The following is a 16,774-nucleotide window of genomic DNA, read 5'->3' as shown; positions in this document are numbered from 1 at the left end:
GGCGATGGCAATCCTGCGGACGCTATCGCCGGCAAGCCGGACTCCTACAGGGCGTGGTGTTCCTTGTAGATTTTTAGTGCCTTGAGCCTTTCGCGCTTCAGCGCCTCGCCCAATTCCGGGCCTTTGAAACCTTTCTCCAGCAGTGGCGCAACGGCGACTTCGCGGGCAGCCTGCGCCGCCCCACGCAAATAATCCGCTTGTGGATAACTGCGTTGCTCAAGCCCCTTGCGGCCCCGCGCATCCATCTCGCACGCCACCACAAACTCCTCAAAGCGCTGCGGCCGACGGTATACGTCAAAACTCTGCAGCAACTCCAGCAACGTCGAGGCCCTCAGCTCCAAGGCTCTATGGCCATGGGTGTGATATTGGCCCACCAGCAGCGCCAGTTCCTGGCAATCCCTTGGTACTTTGAAGCGTTCGTTGACCGCCTTGATCAGCTTCAACCCCGTGTGTTCATGGGCAATATGCTGCGGCAACTTATCCACAGGTGTCAGGCCTTTGCCCACGTCATGCAGCAGGCAGGCCCAGCGTACGGTCAGTGGTTGTTTATGCAGAGCCGCTTGCTCCAGCACGCTCAGCGTATGCACGCCGGTGTCTATTTCCGGATGATGGGCTTCGGGCTGTGGCACGCCAAACAGCGCATCCACTTCTGGCATCAGGATTTTTAGCGCGCCGCAGTCACGCAGTACCTGGATAAACACCTGTGGCAGATCTTCCAGCAGGGCGCGGGAGATTTCCTTCCAGCTGCGCTCGGGTGTCAGCGACTCAAGTTCGCCGGACTCGCTTAGTTGACGCATCAACGCCAGGGTATCCGGCGCGACGGTAAAACCAAGGTGGGCGTAGCGCGCGGCAAAACGGGCCACGCGCAACACTCGTAGCGGATCTTCGGCGAACGCGGGGGAAACGTGACGCAAGATGCGCGCTTCAAGATCGCTCTGGCCGTGATACGGGTCGGTCAAGTTACCGTCATCATCTTCCGCCATTGCGTTGATGGTCAGGTCGCGGCGAATCAAGTCTTCTTCCAGCGTCACTTCCGGGCTGGCGTGGAATATGAAGCCACCGTAACCCCGGCCGCTCTTGCGTTCGGTACGGGCGAGGGCGTATTCCTCGCCGTTCTTCGGGTCCAGGAACACCGGGAAGTCAGCGCCGACCGGCTTGTAGCCCTTGGCGAGCATCTCTTCGGCCGTCGCGCCCACAACAACGCGGTCGATATCGGTGACCTTGATGCCCAGCAGGCGGTCACGTACGGCGCCACCGACTTTGTAGATTTTCATGAAAAAGCCTCCATTAGCGGCACAGGATACCGCCTGTGCCTGGCCAATGGAGGCTTTGCTGTTTCAGAGGTGAACGACGGCCAGGTCCAGGCGGCCGTAGTCGTTGTCGTTGTGATCGGTGCGGGGTGGCACGTGATGGGTTTTCATCACTTGATCGCCCTGCAGGGTTTCCAGGTGGATATCAAAGCCCCATAGCCGATGCAGGTGCTTGAGTACCTCCTCGGTGGATTCGCCCAAGGGTTTGCGGTCGTGCTGCTGGTGACGCAGGGTCAGCGAGCGGTCGCCGCGCACGTCGATGCTGTAGATTTGCACGTTGGGCTCGCGGTTACCCAGGTTGTATTGCGCCGCCAGGGTTTCACGGATGGTGCGGTAGCCGGGTTCGTCGTGGATCGCGGGCACCACCAAGTCATCCTTGAGGTCGTCATCAAGAATGCTGAACAGCTTGAGGTCGCGAATCACCTGGGGTGACAGGTACTGCAGGATAAAGCTCTCGTCCTTGAAGCTGCTCATGGCGAACTTGATGGTCGACAACCAGTCGCTGCCGGCGATTTCCGGGAACCAGCGGCGGTCTTCCTCGGTGGGGTGTTCACACATGCGCCGGATATCCCGGTACATGGCAAAGCCCAGTGCGTACGGGTTGATGCCGCTGTAGTAAGGGCTGTCGAAGCCCGGCTGGAACACCACGCTGGTGTGGGACGTCAGGAACTCCATCATGAAACCGTCGGTCACGAGGCCTTCGTCGTACAGGTCGTTCATCAGCGTGTAGTGCCAAAACGTCGCCCAGCCTTCGTTCATCACCTGAGTCTGGCGCTGTGGATAAAAATACTGGGCGATCTTGCGCACGATGCGCACGATTTCTCGTTGCCAAGGTTCAAGCAGCGGCGCGTGTTTTTCCAGGAAATACAGGATGTTTTCCTGAGGCTCGGCGGGGAAGCGTGCATTGTCCTTGTCGCTGTTTTTCCCGGTCTTTTTAGGAATGGTGCGCCATAGGTCGTTGATCTGTTTCTGCAGGTGTTCCTCGCGCTCCTTCTGGCGCAGGCGTTCTTCCTCGGCAGAGATCGGGTAAGGGCGTTTGTAGCGGTCCACGCCGTAGTTCATCAGGGCATGACAGGAGTCGAGCAGGTCTTCCACTGCGTCAATACCGTGGCGCTCCTCGCATTGCATGATGTACTGCTTGGCGAACACGAGGTAGTCGATGATCGAGCTGGCATCGGTCCAGGTGCGGAACAGGTAGTTGCCCTTGAAGAAGCTGTTATGCCCGTAGCAGGCATGGGCCACCACCAGCGCCTGCATGCAGATGGTGTTTTCTTCCATCAGGTAGGCGATGCACGGGTCGGAATTGATCACGATCTCGTAGGCCAGGCCCATTTGGCCGCGGCTGTAGGACTTCTCTGTGCTGAGGAAGTGTTTACCGTAGGACCAGTGGTGATAGCCCAAGGGCATGCCGACGGAAGCGTAGGCATCCATCATCTGTTCGGCGGTGATCACTTCGATCTGGTTGGGGTAGGTGTCCAGGGCATAACCCGCCGCGATGCGGCTGATTTCCCGGTCGTAGGCCTGGATCAACTCGAAGGTCCACTCGGACCCGGTCGAGATCGGTTGGCGCTTTTGCTCTTTTTTGGCGGTCATGTCACTAACCTGCGCTGGAAGAGTTCACGGAAGACCGGGTAGATATCGCCGGCCGAGACCAGTTGCTGCTGGGCGAACGTGTCGGCAAAGGCTTCGCCGATGCGCTCATATTCGAACCACAGGGCCTGGTGCTCACGAGGGGTGATTTCGACGTAGGTGTAGTACTGCACAAACGGCATGATCTGGTTGATCAGGATGTCACGGCAGATCGGCGAGTCATCGTTCCAATTGTCGCCATCGGAGGCTTGGGCGGCGTAGATGTTCCAATCGTTGGCGGGATAGCGCTCGGCCATGATCTCCTGCATCAGCTTCAGTGCGCTGGACACGATGGTGCCACCGGTTTCCCGCGAGTAGAAAAACTCCTCTTCGTCCACTTCCCGGGCGCTGGTGTGATGGCGGATGAACACCACGTCGATCTTGTCGTAGTTCCGCTTGAGGAACAGGTACAGCAGGATAAAGAAGCGCTTGGCAATGTCCTTGGTGGCCTGGGTCATGGAGCCGGACACGTCCATCAGGCAGAACATCACCGCCTTGGAACTGGGGTTGGGTTGCTTGACCAGCAGGTTGTACTTCAGGTCGAAGGTGTCGAGGAACGGCACGCGATGAATGCGCGCGCTGAGTTTCTCTATTTCGGCTTCGATTTCCTGGATATCGCCGAAGTTGTCTGGCTCATCGCGCTTCAATCGCGCCAGTTCTTCCTTGGCCTCCTTCAGCTTTGCGCGGCTGCTGCCGGACAGGGCGATGCGACGTGCGTGGGCCGAGCGCAGGGTGCGGATGATATTGATGCGGGACGGGTTGCCTTCGTTGCTGATCCCGGCGCGCACGGTCTTGAACGTGTCGGTGCCGGTCAGGTTGCGTTTGACCAGGTTGGGCAGTTCCAGGTCTTCGAACATGAATTCGAGGAATTCTTCCTGGGTGATCTGGAACACGAACTCATCCATGCCCTCGCCGGAGTTACCGGCCTTGCCCGGGCCTTTGCCGCCGCCTCCGCCCTGGGGCCGCTGGATATGTTCGCCGGTGGTGAATTCCTTGTTGCCTGGGTGCACGACGGTCTGTTTGCCGCCCCGACCGTGGTGCAGCACCGGTTCGTCGATGTCCCGGCCAGGAATGCTGATCTGTTCGCCATGTTCCATGTCGGTGATGGAACGGCGGCTCACCGCCTCTTCCACGGCCTTTTTGATGTGGTCACGGTAACGCCGCAGGAAACGCTGACGGTTTACCGTGCTCTTGTTCTTGCCATTGAGGCGTCGGTCGATCACATAGCTCATGGGGAGCCCTCCGGGCAGCTTCACGTTACAAGCTTCACGCTACGCGCTGGAAGCTTAGAGACAAGCGGTCAGCTGCCGGGCCATTGCCCCGGCAGTGCACGCCTGTGGCTGCCTTACTGCGATTTGCGCACCCGCAGGTACCACTCGGAGAGCAACCGTACCTGTTTGTCGGTGTAGCCACGCTCGACCATTCGTGTGACGAAGTCGTTGTGTTTTTGCTGATCCTCCTTGCTGGCCTTGGCGTTGAAGCTGATGACCGGCAGCAGATCCTCGGTGTTGGAGAACATTTTCTTCTCGATGACCACCCGCAGTTTCTCGTAGCTGAGCCAGGTGGGGTTCTTGCCGTTGTTGTTGGCCCGTGCGCGCAGTACGAAGTTGACGATTTCGTTGCGGAAATCCTTCGGATTGCTGATGCCGGCCGGTTTCTCGATTTTCTCCAGTTCCTCGTTGAGGGCCACGCGGTTGAGGATTTCGCCGGTTTCCGGGTCGCGGTATTCCTGGTCCTGAATCCAGAAGTCGGCGTACAGCACGTAGCGGTCGAAGATGTTTTGGCCGTACTCGCTGTAGGACTCCAGGTACGCCGTCTGGATTTCCTTGCCGATGAATTCGATGTAGCGCGGCGCCAGGTATTCCTTGAGGAAGCGCAGGTAGCGTTCGCGGGTTTCGGCCTGGAATTGCTCCTGTTCGATCTGCTGTTCCAGTACGTAAAGCAAGTGCACCGGGTTGGCGGCAATTTCGTGCGGGTCGAAGTTGAAGACCTTGGACAGGATCTTGAATGCAAAACGCGTCGACAGGCCGTTCATCCCCTCATCCACACCCGCACTGTCGCGATATTCCTGGATCGATTTGGCCTTGGGGTCGGTGTCCTTGAGGTTTTCGCCGTCGTACACGCGCATCTTCGAGTAGATGTTCGAGTTCTCCGGCTCCTTGAGGCGCGACAGCACGGTGAACTGGGCCAGCATCTTGAGGGTGTCGGGCGCGCAGTGAGCCTTGGCCAGGGAGCTGTTGAACAGCAGCTTGTCGTAGATCTTGATTTCATCGCTGACCCGCAGGCAGTACGGCACCTTGACGATGTAGATCCGGTCGATGAAGGCTTCGTTGTTCTTGTTGTTGCGGAAGGTGTGCCATTCCGATTCGTTGGAGTGGGCCAGCAGGATCCCGGTGAACGGAATCGCGCCCAGGCCTTCGGTACTGTTGTAGTTGCCTTCCTGGGTGGCGGTGAGCAGTGGGTGCAGCACCTTGATCGGTGCCTTGAACATCTCCACGAACTCCATCAGGCCCTGGTTGGCCCGGCACAGTGCGCCCGAGTAGCTGTAGGCGTCGGCGTCGTTCTGCGGGAATTCCTCGAGTTTGCGGATATCGACCTTGCCCACCAGTGCCGAGATGTCCTGGTTGTTCTCGTCACCCGGTTCGGTCTTGGCCACACCGATCTGGTTGAGGATCGACGGGTAGAGCTTGACCACGCGGAACTGGCTGATATCGCCGCCGAACTCGGCCAGGCGCTTGGTGGCCCAGGGCGACATGATGGTGTTGAGGTAGCGACGCGGGATGCCGAAGTCTTCTTCGAGGATCGCGCCATCTTCCGTGGCGTTGAACAACCCCAAAGGCGATTCGAAAACCGGAGAACCCTTGATGGCGTAGAAGGGCACTTTCTCGATCAGTTGTTTGAGTTTTTCGGCCAGGGACGACTTGCCGCCGCCGACGGGGCCGAGCAGGTAGAGGATCTGTTTCTTCTCTTCCAGGCCTTGGGCAGCATGGCGGAAGTAGGAGACGATCTGGTCGATGCATTCTTCCATGCCATGGAAGTCTTCAAAGGCCGGGTAACGCCGGATCACCTTGTTGGAGAATATTCGCGACAGGCGCGAATTGTTCGAGGTGTCTACCAGCTCCGGCTCGCCAATCGCCAACAGCAGGCGCTCGGCGGCAGACGCGTAGGTGCTGCGGTCCTTTTTGCACAGGTCGAGATACTCTTGAAGCGTGAGTTCTTCCTGTTGTGTGGACTCAAAGCGGTTTTGGAAGTGGCTAAAGATACTCATGACGTCGTCACCTCGCTCGATACGTGGAGCCGACGCCGGATCAATCAGTCGATGCTGGCAGTCATTGACGATCGCCAATGGCCGTTTTCCCCCCAGAACACCCTGAAACGCTACCGATGACCCGCACGCCGGTGTACCGGCTCTCCCCTGATTCGGATGGCCTGCGCTTAAGGATAGTTCGGAATCAGGGAGGTCAAGGCGCGATGCGTAATTAGTTTGGCTGCGCCGTTCGTCAGAAACGGCGCGAGGCCAAGCGTCACGCGGGGTAGCGGGGTGTGAAAAAAATTATTGCGAATCGCCGGAGGCAATTTCCGCAGGATACGTCGTACGCCACAGCTCAAAGCCGCCGTCCAGGCTGTAGACGTCGGAGAAGCCCTGGCTGATCAGATAAGCCGCTGCGCTCTGGCTGGAATTGCCGTGATAGCAGGCCACGATCACTGGTGCGTCGAGGTCGGCGGCACGGATGAAATCGGCAATGTTGTGGTTGTCCAGATGCTGCGCGCCACGGATATGGGCGGCGGCATAAGTCGGCTGGTCGCGGATGTCGACCACCACGGCGCCTTTTTCGCGCAGGGCCTGGGCTTGTTCGGGGGGGATACGTTTGAATTCGCTCACGGGGGCTCCTAGGGCTTGGCGGCCGGCAGGGTAACGGAAAGGGGAGATTCGCACTGGCAGCTCAGGCGCTCGCCGGTGTCGATGTTCATCAGGGTCATGGCGCCGCCCCACACGCAGCCGGTGTCGAGGGCAAATACGCCGGGCTCTTCGCACTGGCCTTCCAGGGCCGCCCAGTGACCGAAAATGATCTTGGTGTCGCGGGTCTTGCGCTCTTTATGAGCAAACCATGGCTTGTAGCCTGGCAGCGCTGTGTCGGCGCCTTCCTTGCTCTTGAGGTCCAGCTTGCCTTCGGCGGTGCAGAAGCGCATGCGCGTGAAGTAGTTGGTGATGACGCGCAGGCGGGTTACGCCACTCAGGTCATTGTCCCACTTCACTGGCTCGTTGCCGTACATGCCGTCGAGGTAAGCGGCGTAGAGGTTGTCATCGGCCAGGGCACTTTCGACTTCAGCCGCGCACTTGAGCGCCTTTTTCAGCGTCCACTGCGGCGGGATGCCGGCATGGACCAACGCCGTGTTGCGGGCCTCGTCGTAATGCATGAGCTTTTGTCGACGAACCCAGTCGAGCAACTCGGCGCGGTCTGGCGCTTCGAGGATTTCCCGCAGGGTATCGCCCTTTTTCAGACGCTCGATGTTCTTGGCCGCTGCCAGCAAGTGCAAGTCGTGGTTGCCCAGCACGCACACCAGGGCGTCGCGCAGGTTATAGAGGTAGCGCAGGGTTTCCAGGGATTGCGGGCCGCGGTTGACCAGGTCGCCGACCAGCCACAGGCGGTCCTTGGCCGGGTCGAAGGCAACACGCTCCAGCAGGCACTTGAGCGGTTCCAGGCAGCCTTGCAGGTCGCCGACCGCGTACGTCGCCATCAGTGCAGGGCTCCGGGCACGGCGAGGCGGAAGGGCGCAATGACAGCATCGAACAGTTGGCCGTCGGTGGCCTTCATCTGATACGAGCCTTGCATGGTGCCGACCTTGGAGGTCATGACCGTGCCGCTGCTGTAGGTATGGCTGGCGCCGATGTCGATCAAGGGTTGCTGGCCGACCACGCCGGCACCGCGCACTTCCTCGACCTGGCCATCACCGTCGGTGATGACCCAGTGACGAGACAGCAGCTTGGCAGGCACCAGGCCGTTGTTCTTCACCGTGATGGTGTAGGCAAAGGCAAAGCGGTTCTGGTCAGGTTGCGATTGGTCCGCCAGGAAGCGGGTGACGACGCTGACGTCGATCTGGTAGCGAGGATCGGACATGCAAGAGGCCTTAAAAGCAAAAGCGGAGGACAGCAGATGCGGGTCAGTCTAGGCCATCAGCCGGGCACTAGGCCAGACATGTGGGAGCTGGCTTGCCTGCGATTGCATCAACGCGCGCTGACGGATGCTCCGCGGCGCATGCATCGCCGGCAAGCCGGCTCCTACACGGTTATTCGGCGACTGGGGCGGGTTGGATCGCCAACTGGTCAGCCAGGCGCACGAAGGCGGCGAGGTCCAGTTGCTCCGGGCGCAGGCTGCCGTCTACACCGGCGGCTTCAATTTCAGCGTTGCTCAGCAGGGCCTTGAGCGTGTTGCGCAAGGTCTTGCGGCGTTGGTTGAAGGCTTCGCGCACCACTCGCTCCAGCAGGCGATGGTCCTTGGCCGGGTGCGGCAGTACGGCGTGAGGCACCAGGCGCACGATGGCCGAGTCGACCTTCGGCGGCGGGTTGAACGCGCCCGGCCCGACGTTGAACAGGTGCTCTACACGGCAGTGGTACTGAACCATGATCGACAGGCGACCCCAGTCACCGCCGCCAGGGCCTGCCGCCAAACGCTCGACCACTTCCTTTTGCAGCATGAAGTGCATGTCGCGGATGATCCCGGCGTTGTTCAGCAGGTGGAAAATCAACGGCGTGGAGATGTTGTACGGCAGGTTGCCCACCACCCGCAGGCTGTTGGGCGCCGCGTTGAGGGTGTTGAAGTCGAACTTCAGCGCATCGCCCTGGTGCAGGTTGAAGTTGGGTTTGCCGGCGAACTGCTGGTTGAGGATCGGGATCAGGTCCTTGTCCAACTCAACCACGTCCAGCTGACCACCGCTGGCCAGCAGGCCTTGGGTCAGTGCGCCCTGGCCCGGGCCGATTTCCAGCAGGCGGTCTTCGGGCTTGGCATGGATGGAGCGCAGGATGCGGTCAATTACGCCTGCATCGTGCAGGAAGTTTTGCCCGAAGCGCTTGCGCGCCCGGTGTTGGTAATGCTCAGTCATATACGGGTCTCGGCCATCTGATAGGCGGTTTCCAGGGCCACGTGCAGGCTGCCGGTATCGATCTTGCCGCTGCCTGCCAGGTCCAGGGCAGTGCCATGGTCGACGGAGGTACGGATGATCGGCAGGCCCAGTGTCACGTTGACTGCGGCGCCGAAGCCTTTGTACTTCAGCACGGGCAGCCCCTGGTCATGGTACATCGCCAGCACTGCGTCGCAGTGCTCCAGATATTTGGGGGTAAACAGAGTGTCCGCAGGCAGTGGGCCACGCAGGTCCATGCCTTCTTGGCGCAGGCGCTCTAATGTGGGTTCGATGATGTCGATTTCTTCATGGCCCAGGTGGCCGCCTTCGCCGGCGTGGGGGTTGAGCCCGCAGACCAGGATGCGAGGCTGGGCGATGCCGAATTTCTGTTGCAGGTCGGCGTGCAGGATGCGCGTAACGCGCTCCACGCGCTCGGCGGTGATCGCATCGGCGATATCCCGCAGCGGCAGGTGCGTGGTCACCAGGGCGACGCGCAGCCCCCGAGTGGCCAGCATCATCACCACTTGTTCGGTGTGGGTCAGCTCGGCGAGGAATTCGGTATGCCCGGAGAACGCGATGCCGGATTCGTTGATCACGCCCTTGTGCACAGGGGCGGTGATCATGCCGGCAAAGGTGCCGTCGATGCAGCCCTGGCCTGCGCGGGTCAGGGTTTCCAAAACGAAGGCCGCGTTGGCCTTGTCCAGCTGCCCGGCGACGACCTTGGCCTGCAGCGGGGTGTCCCACACATACAGGCTGCCCGCAGGCGCAGGCAGGTCGGGCCAGTTGCCCGGTGCTGCGTCCAGCAAATTGACAGCCACCCCCAACTGCGCGGCCCGCTCAAGGAGCAGGTCGCGGCTGGTAATGGCGATCAGGGGGTGTGGCTGGGGTTGCGAGGCGAGCAGCAGGCACAGGTCTGGACCAATGCCGGCTGGCTCGCCGGGTGTCACCGCGAAACGCTGGGGTTTCACTGGGCTGCCTGATCGGCGCCTGTTTGCTCGGCGGCGGGCAGCTTGTTTTCTACGTAGGCTTCGTCGCGGATCTGACGCAACCAGGTCTGCAGTTCTTCATCGTATTTGCGGTTGCGCAGTACGGTGAGTGCTTGCTGCTCGCGGGCTTGAGCAGTGTTGTCAGTGGCGCGACGGCCAAGGACTTCCAGCACATGCCAGCCGTATTGGGTCTTGAACGGCTTGGACAGAACACCTTGCGGCGTCTTGGCCATGACGTCCTGGAACTCCGGTACCAGCGCTTTAGGGTCGATCCAGTTCAGGTCGCCGCCGTTGAGGGCAGAACCCGGGTCTTCCGAGAAGCTCTTGGCCAGGGTGGCGAAGTCTTCACCGCCTTCGATGCGGTCATAGATCTTCTGGGCCAGTTCCTTGGTTTGGGCTTCGGTGCGGATTTCGCTTGGTTTGACCAGGATGTGACGAACGTGCACTTCGTCTTTCAGCGAGTTCTCGCCGCCGCGCTTGCCCAGCAACTTGAGGATGATGAAACCACCCGGTGTACGTGCAGGCTGGGTGATGTCACCCACGCTCATGGCGCTCAGCTCACGGTCGAACGGAGGTGGCAGTTGAGCCGCTTTACGCCAGCCCATGTCGCCGCCGTCCAGAGCGTTGTCACTGCCGGAAACGGCAATGGCTGTCTGGGCGAAGTCGGCACCGGCTTTCAGGCGGTCATAAACGGCCTGGGTTTTGGCGGCAGCAGCATTGAGCTGTTCGGCACTGGCGCTGTCCGGGGTCGCGATCAGGATGTTAGCCAGGTGCAGCTCTTCGGAGAGCTGCATCTTGCCGAGGTCGGACGCCAGGAAGTTCTTCACTTCCTGCTCGGACACCTGAACACGCTCGGCCACGCGGCGCTGACGCACACGGCTGATGATCATTTCACGCTTGATCTGGTCACGGGCGTCCTCATAGGACAGGCCGTCGTGGGCCAGGGCGGCGCGGAACTGGTCGATGCTCATGTTGTTGCGTTGAGCAATAGTGCCAACGGCCTGGTTCAGTTCTTCGTCCGAAATACGGATGCCGGAACGCTCGCCGATCTGCAGTTGCAGGTTTTCAACGATCAGGCGTTCCAGTACCTGTGGTTCCAGCACGCTGGTAGGTGGCACACCACCACCGCGCTTGGCGATGGTTTGCTGAACTTCCTTGACCCGTTGGTCCAGTTGGCTCTGCATGATCACGTCGTTATCGACGATGGCTGCCACTTTATCCAGTTGCTGAACCGCAGCGTGTGCCGAAACAGTACCCAGGAACAGCGCGCCCAGCACTAGCGGGCGCAAGCAATCAGAAAGCTTGGTCTTCACGTTCACGATAACCTTCAATGCCTTTGTCGAGGAAGCTCTCTACCTTGGCGCCGGTCAGGCCGCCGAGTCCTTTGAGGACGATCTGGAAGAAGAGCCCGTGGTCACCCTTTTCGTTCAACGGGGCGATCTGAGTGTATTCGTCGTTGGAAACCCAATAACGGTTGATCACGCGAAGTTTCCAGCAGCAGTTGTCGTACTCGAAACCACCGAAGGCTTCCAGGGTACGGTTGCGGGCATAGTCATACTGCCAGCGGGTGATCAGGTTCCACTGGGGAACGATCGGCCACATCATCGAGAAGTCGTGTTGCTGGATTTTGTAGTAATCCTTCACGAAGTTCGGATCGCCCGGAGTGCCGTAGTCACCACCGAACTGCCATTTGCCGGTCAGCTGGTTGTACACCACCTGGTCGTTGCGATAGCGATAGCCGACGTTGATAACCTTGTTCGGGTTGTCTTCCGGCTGGTAGTGGAACATTGCGCTGCCGGAGCGAGGACTGTGGTTCTCGGTGTCCCAGTTGTAGTCGGCAGTGGCGCGCCAGTCGCGGTTGAAGCGGAACTCGTAGTCCAGTGCGATTGGCGACACGTCGGTGTTCGCATCAGCACGGTCGGAGGCCAGGATGCCTGGCAGTTGAACCTGGCGATCCTTGAAGTACAGCGCCTGGCCCACGGACACACGCTGACGTTCGAAGCCGTTGTCTTCGATCCAGCGGCTGGTCAGGCCCAGCGACAGTTTGTTCTCGTCGCCGATCCGGTCATTACCGCTGAAGCGGTTGTCGCGGAACAGCGAGGCGTAGCTGAACGAGTACTCACTGGTGTCGAAGACCGGAATGTCGCTCTGGTCCTTGTTCGGCACGTACAGGTAGAAGGCACGCGGCTCGAGGGTCTGACGGTAGTCTTTGCCGAACCAGTTGGTGTTGCGATCGAAGTACAGGCCGCTGTCGACGCTGGCAACTGGAACCGCACGGTCCTGGGAGCTGCTGAAGCTGCCACCAGCATACGGGTTGGCGGCAGTCGAGGCCGCTTGCGCCGCGATGATCTGGTTCTTGCCGATGCTGTCCAAGTCAAGATCGTACTTGGTGTAGACGTACTTGAGCTTCGGCGTGACGAAGCCGTAGGTCCAGTTCATCGGGTATTCGACGGCCGGTGCCACGTTCAGGCGTGTACCGTTTGCACGGGTCAGGCCGGTCACGTAGGTGTCCAGACGCGGCGAAACCAAGCCGTTCTCGTCGGTGAAGGTGCCGTTTTCCAGGTCGCGCTCGAAGCGTACCGCTTCGGTTTCATAGCTGAAGTTCAGGCCACCCGGGTGGAACGGCAGCTCGCCGTTGAAGGTGATTTGCGGCAGGCGGTCATACGGCGTGATCTGGGAGATCGTTGCCAGCTGGTAGGCCTGCAGGTTCAGGCGTGCCTGATAGGAGTCGCCGCGATAGGTCACGGAACCCTGTTGGTTGATGTAGTCCTGGCTGCGGACGCCTTCCTGGAAAGACTTGAGGTCCTGGAAGTAGTACGGGTCGCTGATATTGGTGTAGTCAACCTGGGTCAGTACACGCGAATCCAGCCCGCCCTTGTGTTGCCAGTTGAGCATGTAGCGCGTTTTTTCGTAGTCGGTCTGACCTTTACGCTCGCTGTTGTCGTCGTTCAGGTACGCGCCGCCCACCTGACCTTCGCTGGACTTGGTGAGGTAGCGGAATTCGCCTTCCATCAACAGGCCGCGCTTGGTCATGTATTGCGGGTACAACGTGGCGTCGTAGTTGGGCGCCAGGTTGAAGTAGTACGGCGTCACCAGGGTGAAGCCGGTTTCGCCGCCCGTGCTGAAGCTCGGTGGCAGGAAGCCGGATTGGCGACGGTCGTCGATCGGGAAATAGATGTAAGGGGTGTAGAGGATCGGAATGTTCTTGATCCGCAACGTCGCGTTGGTGGCCGTACCGAAACCGGTGGCCGGGTTCAACGTGATGTTGTTGCCCTTGAGCTGCCAGGCATTGCTGTCTGGCTCGCACGTGGTGTACGTACCGTCCTTGAGACGGATGATCGCGTTTTCGGCACGCTTGGCATACAGCGCGTTACCGCGGATACGCGACTTGTGCAGGACGTATTCGGCGTTGTCGATTTGTGCAGCGCCGGTGTCGAGCTGGACCTGGGCGTGGTCGCCCACGATCAGGGCGCCGTTGTCGCGCAGACGGACATCGCCGTTCAGCTCGCCACGGTTCTCGGCCTGATACAGGTTGGCTTCCTGAGCCTCCAGCTGCATGCTGCCCTGGCGCATGACGACGTCACCGGCCAGGGTCGCGACCTGTTGTTCCTGCTCGTAACGAGAGGCCTTGGCACCGATGAAAGTTGGCGCATCGCTCTTGTTCGTCTTGTCGTTCATGCCAGGACGCGTCGGCTCGATGTACGCACCGCCGCAGTAAGGACCGGTTTCAGCCAGTTGGGCAGCGGTCAGCTTCTCGCGAGGCACCCAGTCCAGGTGGCTGTAGTCGGCGCTGCGCGAGCGCAGGCCACGGCCCTTGGATTCGGTGACCAATGTGGTCTGCGGTCCGGCATCGGCTTTGCCGCCAGCATCGGTTTGCGCCGTGCTGTTGGCTGAGCTGACAGCAGCGCCGTCATGCACAGGACGCGGTGGTAAAGGGGCAGCGGCGGTTTTCGGCGCGCAATCCCAGGCACCCGAAGCAGAGACTGAGCAGTCATACTGTTCCGCGGCGACCACGAATGAGGTGGCGAAAGGTTGCATGGCCAGCAGACTGCCGGTTACCAGCAACGGAAATTTTCTACGAAACGCGGGGGATTTCAATGCCATCTTATTAGTCCGGGCTTCCTGCGTGCCATCTGCCCGCGGTGTGGGCCGCACGCCTCTCGATGGTCTGAAAAAGATGCGTGATAATAAAGCATGACCCGCTTGACGGCTAGCGCCGTCGGAGACCCTTGTAATGCCCGATCAAGATCTACGTTTGCAACAGCTGGAAGTCTGGCTTGATGAGCAGCTGCCGATCCTTTTCAACGCTCAGGGATGGGGTGCAGTCCCCCCGGCCACATTGACTGCGGCCAGCAGCGACGCGAGTTTCAGGCGGTATTTTCGCTGGGAAGGTGGGGCCCATACATTTGTCGTTATGGACGCACCACCCCCCCAGGAAAACTGCAAACCTTTCGTCGATATCGCCCATTTGCTCGCGAAATCGGGAATAAATGTGCCAAAAATTTATGCAGAAGATTTGCCGCGCGGCTTTCTTTTGCTCAATGACCTGGGCCGAAAAACCTATCTGGACGTGATTGACGACAAAAACGCCGATCAATTGTTTGCCGATGCCATCGACAGCTTGCTGGCTTTCCAGCAGTTGCCGATGGACGCGCCACTGCCCAGCTATGACGTCGCCTTGTTGCGTCGCGAGCTTGAATTGTTTCCAGAGTGGTACGTGCGCCGCCATCTGGGTATCGAACTGGATACCCATCAACAAACACTGTGGCAGCGTGCCAGCGATCAACTGATTGACAGCGCCCTGGCGCAACCCAAGGTGCTGGTGCACCGCGACTATATGCCGCGTAACCTGATGATCAGCGAACCGAACCCCGGCGTGCTGGATTTTCAGGACGCGGTGTACGGCCCGGTGACCTACGACATCACCTGCCTGTTCAAGGACGCCTTCCTCAGTTGGCCACAGGCCCGTGTGCGGGAATGGCAGCGCGGTTATTGGGAGCGCGCCCAGCAAGCCGGCATTGCGGTGCAGGCGGATTTCGACGAGTTCCTGCGTGCCAGCGACTTGATGGGCGTACAGCGCCATCTCAAGGTCATCGGTATTTTCGCGCGTATCTGCCACCGCGATGGCAAGCCACGCTACCTGGCGGACGTGCCTCGCTTCTTTGCTTATATAGAAGCGGTGCTGGCCGAGCGCCCGGAGCTGAGTGACCTGGCCGAGTTGTTGGCCGGCCTGCGCGCTCCGGCCGAGGCCCGCGTATGAAAGCCATGATCCTGGCGGCCGGCAAAGGCGAGCGCATGCGCCCGCTCACCTTGCACACGCCCAAGCCGTTGGTGCAGGCGGGTGGCAAGCGCCTGATCGAGTATCACCTGGAGGCGCTGGCCAAGGCCGGCTTCACCGATATCGTGATCAACCACGCATGGCTGGGCCAGCAAATTGAAAGCTACCTGGACGACGGGGCGCAGTACGGTTTGCGCATCCAGTACTCGCCCGAAGGCGAGCCTTTGGAAACCGGCGGCGGAATATTCCAGGCACTCCCTTTGTTGGGGGATGAGCCGTTCCTGGTGGTCAATGGCGACATCTGGACCGACTACGACTTCGCCCGGTTGCGCCAGCCGCTCCAGGGCCTGGCCCATCTGGTGATGGTGGACAACCCGGCGCATCACCCGTCGGGCGGTGATTTTTATCTGGATCAGGGTTTGCTTCATGATGCCGCGCCCGGTGCCGATAACCTGACCTTCAGTGGCATTTCAGTGCTCGACCCCCAGTTGTTCGTGGGTTGTAGCGCAGGTGCCTTCAAGCTGGCGCCGCTGTTGCGTGCGGCCATGGCTAAAGGTCTGGTAACGGGGGAGCACATGGCGGGACGCTGGATAGATGTCGGCACGCTGGAACGCTTGGCGCAAGTCGAAGCCTTGCTGACTGCGGAGCAATAGGATGTTGTGGCCAGGGACGCTGATCGGCGCCGGGGCTGGCTTTGCCATTGCCAGTATTCCGGGGGCCTTGTTGGGGGCTTTGTTGGGCCAGGCACTGGACCGTCGCCTGCAACTGCAGAGTTGGGCACAGTTGCGCGAACGTTTGGGCGGGCGCCCGGCACTGCGCAACGACGAACTGCTGTTTGTGCTGCTGGGGCGCCTGGCGAAAAGCAATGGGCGGGTGGCCGACGGGCATATCCAGCAGGCGCGGCAAGAGATGCGTTCGCTGGACATGACCGAGTCGGCCCAACGCCGTGCCATCACCGCCTTCAACCGTGGCAAGTCAGGCACCGACCGTGTGCGCAGTTACCTGCGTGTGCTCAAGGCCCAACCCCATGCCGCCGAAGGCGTATTGCGTGCGTGCTGGCGCATGGCCTGGGCTGACGGCAGGGCTGATGATGCCGAGCGCGACCTGATCGACCTATGGGGCAAGTGGCTGGGTTGGACACCGCAACAGCTTCAAGCGCTGGCCGCCGACTTCGCGCCGGAGCGCAAACCCCTGGTCAGCCGTAACGCGACTTACCAGGAAGCGCTTCGGGTGCTGGGCGTGACAGCCACCACCGAGCCTTCGGCGATCAAGCGCGCTTACCGGCGCCTGCTCAGCCGCCACCATCCGGACAAGATTGCCGGCAGTGGCGCCAGCCCCGCGCAAGTGCGCGAGGCCACCGAGCGGACCCGCGAGCTGCACAACGCCTACGCGTTGATCCGCGAGCGCCGGGACTTCCGCTAGCTGCCGAATGTGGCCCTGGAAACCCAATC

General features: G+C 60.5%; 14 protein-coding genes. 3 read left to right on the top strand and 11 right to left on the bottom strand.

Annotated elements, in window-relative coordinates; translation table 11 throughout:
- Positions 1–44 precede the first annotated feature (44 nt).
- The 11 genes from HX792_RS13740 to HX792_RS13690 form a co-directional block, all read right to left on the bottom strand.
- Positions 45–1,274, bottom strand: coding sequence for a multifunctional CCA addition/repair protein (locus HX792_RS13740; protein ID WP_176996616.1), 1,230 nt, complete (start codon positions 1,272–1,274; stop codon positions 45–47).
- 63 nt (positions 1,275–1,337) lie between these two features.
- Positions 1,338–2,903: a SpoVR family protein gene (locus HX792_RS13735; RefSeq protein ID WP_176996615.1), complete on the bottom strand. Its 1,566-nt coding sequence runs from the start codon at positions 2,901–2,903 to the stop codon at positions 1,338–1,340.
- Positions 2,900–4,171, bottom strand: coding sequence for a YeaH/YhbH family protein (locus tag HX792_RS13730; RefSeq protein WP_176996614.1), 1,272 nt, complete (start codon positions 4,169–4,171; stop codon positions 2,900–2,902). Before HX792_RS13730 ends, HX792_RS13735 begins: the two co-directional genes overlap by 4 nt.
- A gap of 113 nt (positions 4,172–4,284) precedes the next feature.
- Positions 4,285–6,207: a PrkA family serine protein kinase gene (locus HX792_RS13725; protein WP_176996613.1), complete on the bottom strand. Its 1,923-nt coding sequence runs from the start codon at positions 6,205–6,207 to the stop codon at positions 4,285–4,287.
- A gap of 285 nt (positions 6,208–6,492) precedes the next feature.
- Positions 6,493–6,822, bottom strand: coding sequence for a thiosulfate sulfurtransferase GlpE (gene glpE, locus HX792_RS13720; protein ID WP_176996612.1), 330 nt, complete (start codon positions 6,820–6,822; stop codon positions 6,493–6,495).
- 8 nt (positions 6,823–6,830) lie between these two features.
- Positions 6,831–7,679 (bottom strand): symmetrical bis(5'-nucleosyl)-tetraphosphatase, encoded by an 849-nt coding sequence (locus HX792_RS13715; RefSeq protein ID WP_176996611.1) that lies wholly within the window; start codon positions 7,677–7,679, stop codon positions 6,831–6,833.
- Complete coding sequence (apaG, locus tag HX792_RS13710; protein ID WP_176996610.1) at positions 7,679–8,059, bottom strand: Co2+/Mg2+ efflux protein ApaG; 381 nt, start codon at positions 8,057–8,059, stop codon at positions 7,679–7,681. Before apaG ends, HX792_RS13715 begins: the two co-directional genes overlap by 1 nt.
- Before the next feature lie 169 nt (positions 8,060–8,228).
- Positions 8,229–9,041 carry a 16S rRNA (adenine(1518)-N(6)/adenine(1519)-N(6))-dimethyltransferase RsmA gene (gene rsmA, locus HX792_RS13705; RefSeq protein WP_176996609.1) on the bottom strand — a complete coding sequence of 271 codons (813 nt, stop codon included), beginning with the start codon at positions 9,039–9,041 and terminating at the stop codon, positions 8,229–8,231.
- A complete protein-coding gene (pdxA, locus tag HX792_RS13700) occupies positions 9,038–10,027 on the bottom strand; it encodes a 4-hydroxythreonine-4-phosphate dehydrogenase PdxA (protein ID WP_176996608.1) in 990 nt (329 codons plus the stop codon). The genes rsmA and pdxA overlap by 4 nt, the downstream gene beginning before the upstream one ends.
- A complete protein-coding gene (locus HX792_RS13695) occupies positions 10,024–11,364 on the bottom strand; it encodes a peptidylprolyl isomerase (protein ID WP_176996607.1) in 1,341 nt (446 codons plus the stop codon). The genes pdxA and HX792_RS13695 overlap by 4 nt, the downstream gene beginning before the upstream one ends.
- Positions 11,339–14,149: an LPS-assembly protein LptD gene (locus HX792_RS13690; RefSeq protein ID WP_176996606.1), complete on the bottom strand. Its 2,811-nt coding sequence runs from the start codon at positions 14,147–14,149 to the stop codon at positions 11,339–11,341. The genes HX792_RS13695 and HX792_RS13690 overlap by 26 nt, the downstream gene beginning before the upstream one ends.
- A gap of 130 nt (positions 14,150–14,279) precedes the next feature.
- On the opposite strand from HX792_RS13690, the gene HX792_RS13685 reads away from it, so the two are divergent.
- From HX792_RS13685 to HX792_RS13675, 3 genes are read left to right on the top strand one after another with little or no spacing between them, the layout of a single operon-like run.
- On the top strand, positions 14,280–15,305 hold the full coding sequence (locus HX792_RS13685) for an aminoglycoside phosphotransferase family protein (protein ID WP_176996605.1): 1,026 nt from the start codon (positions 14,280–14,282) through the stop codon (positions 15,303–15,305).
- Complete coding sequence (murU, locus tag HX792_RS13680) at positions 15,302–15,976, top strand: N-acetylmuramate alpha-1-phosphate uridylyltransferase MurU (protein ID WP_176996604.1); 675 nt, start codon at positions 15,302–15,304, stop codon at positions 15,974–15,976. The genes HX792_RS13685 and murU overlap by 4 nt, the downstream gene beginning before the upstream one ends.
- Before the next feature lies 1 nt (position 15,977).
- Positions 15,978–16,745, top strand: a complete 768-nt coding sequence (locus HX792_RS13675) for a TerB family tellurite resistance protein (RefSeq protein WP_176996603.1) — start codon at positions 15,978–15,980, stop codon at positions 16,743–16,745.
- Positions 16,746–16,774 lie beyond the last annotated feature (29 nt).

It is taken from the genome of Pseudomonas sp. B6002, from assembly GCF_013385985.1.
Lineage (GTDB): Bacteria > Pseudomonadota > Gammaproteobacteria > Pseudomonadales > Pseudomonadaceae > Aquipseudomonas.
This window is presented reverse-complemented; position numbering and strand designations above follow the sequence as displayed.

What these genes read in the sequence shown, in the direction of transcription:
- HX792_RS13740 (WP_176996616.1), bottom strand. Translation starts at nt 1,274, where the DNA reads ATGAAAATCTACAAAGTCGGTGGCGCCGTACGTGACCGCCTGCTGGGC.
- HX792_RS13735 (WP_176996615.1), bottom strand. Translation starts at nt 2,903, where the DNA reads ATGACCGCCAAAAAAGAGCAAAAGCGCCAACCGATCTCGACCGGGTCC.
- HX792_RS13730 (WP_176996614.1), bottom strand. Translation starts at nt 4,171, where the DNA reads ATGAGCTATGTGATCGACCGACGCCTCAATGGCAAGAACAAGAGCACG.
- HX792_RS13725 (WP_176996613.1), bottom strand. Translation starts at nt 6,207, where the DNA reads ATGAGTATCTTTAGCCACTTCCAAAACCGCTTTGAGTCCACACAACAG.
- HX792_RS13715 (WP_176996611.1), bottom strand. Translation starts at nt 7,679, where the DNA reads ATGGCGACGTACGCGGTCGGCGACCTGCAAGGCTGCCTGGAACCGCTC.
- apaG (WP_176996610.1), bottom strand. Translation starts at nt 8,059, where the DNA reads ATGTCCGATCCTCGCTACCAGATCGACGTCAGCGTCGTCACCCGCTTC.
- rsmA (WP_176996609.1), bottom strand. Translation starts at nt 9,041, where the DNA reads ATGACTGAGCATTACCAACACCGGGCGCGCAAGCGCTTCGGGCAAAAC.
- HX792_RS13690 (WP_176996606.1), bottom strand. Translation starts at nt 14,149, where the DNA reads ATGGCATTGAAATCCCCCGCGTTTCGTAGAAAATTTCCGTTGCTGGTA.
- HX792_RS13685 (WP_176996605.1), top strand. Translation starts at nt 14,280, where the DNA reads ATGCCCGATCAAGATCTACGTTTGCAACAGCTGGAAGTCTGGCTTGAT.
- murU (WP_176996604.1), top strand. Translation starts at nt 15,302, where the DNA reads ATGAAAGCCATGATCCTGGCGGCCGGCAAAGGCGAGCGCATGCGCCCG.
- HX792_RS13675 (WP_176996603.1), top strand. Translation starts at nt 15,978, where the DNA reads ATGTTGTGGCCAGGGACGCTGATCGGCGCCGGGGCTGGCTTTGCCATT.